Annotated in this window: 1 protein-coding gene; it reads left to right on the forward strand. The window is 42.7% G+C overall.

Annotated features, from left to right (window positions below; all coding sequences use genetic code 11):
* Positions 1-1,079: TonB-dependent receptor domain-containing protein (locus BUC10_RS17650; protein ID WP_116465792.1), on the forward strand; the 1,079-nt coding region annotated here is incomplete at both ends.

Genomic DNA, 1,079 nt, shown 5'->3' on the forward strand with positions numbered 1-1,079 from the left:
TTCAACGTTGGTGCCACTACAAGAAGAACTGTATTTGACCAAAATGGTGTAGCCAGTGACGGTCAGCAGGTATTTGGAGTGTTGAGACACTTCAACTTCTTGAACCAAAACGAAATCCAGACTTTCAACGAATTGAACATTGCAGGGGTTTACGCCCAAGCGGATTTTGATTACGATAACTTCCTTTATCTAACTCTTGCCGGTAGGAACGACTGGGTATCCAACTTCTCCAAGGAGAACCGTTCACAGTTCTATCCTTCTGCAAGTTTGTCCTTTATCCCAACGGCCGCAATCGATGGTTTGAAATCTGAAAATGTATTGAACTACTTGAAGATTCGTGGTGGTATCGGGGTTTCTGCAAACTTTGATGTTTTGACTTCGGCTTATCCAGTTGTTGATGTTTTGGTATTGGATACTCAAGATGTTCAGGATGGAAGTGGTCAGAACATTGTAACCAATACTACAGGTACCCGTTTAGGTAACCCTAATCTTCAACCAGAAACGCTTGAAGAGATTGAAATAGGTATCGAATCCAGATGGTGGAACAACAGAATTACCTTGGATGCTTCCCTATATCAGAGAAAAACCAACGATTTGATCTTGGATAGACCTCTTGATCCTGCTACTGGTTTTACAGTAACTGCCACCAACATTGGTGAGATTGAGTCAGAAGGTGTTGAAATTGATTTAGGTGTAAACTGGTTCCGAGGTAACGAGGAAGGTGCTTTTGATTGGACTACCAATTTCAACTTTACCGCCTATGAGACAACGGTAACCGATTTAGGATTGGATACAGACCAAGTTGTTTACTCAGGTTTCTCCAACTTGGGTAACGCAGCCATCGAAGGCGAGCCCTTAGGTGCTCTCTTTGGAAGTAAGATTGCTACGGATGCCAGTGGAAATTATATTATCGGTGCGGATGGTAACTTTGTTCAAGATCCTAACGATGGTATCATCGGAGATCCAAACCCAGATTGGGTTGCCAACATGAGAAACAGCATTTCCTACAAGAATTTCACCTTAGGTTTCCAGTGGAACTGGACTCAAGGTGGGGATGTATACTCATCAACTATCTCAAC

It is taken from the genome of Flagellimonas flava (assembly GCF_900129665.1).
GTDB classification, from domain to species: Bacteria; Bacteroidota; Bacteroidia; order Flavobacteriales; family Flavobacteriaceae; genus Flagellimonas; species Flagellimonas flava.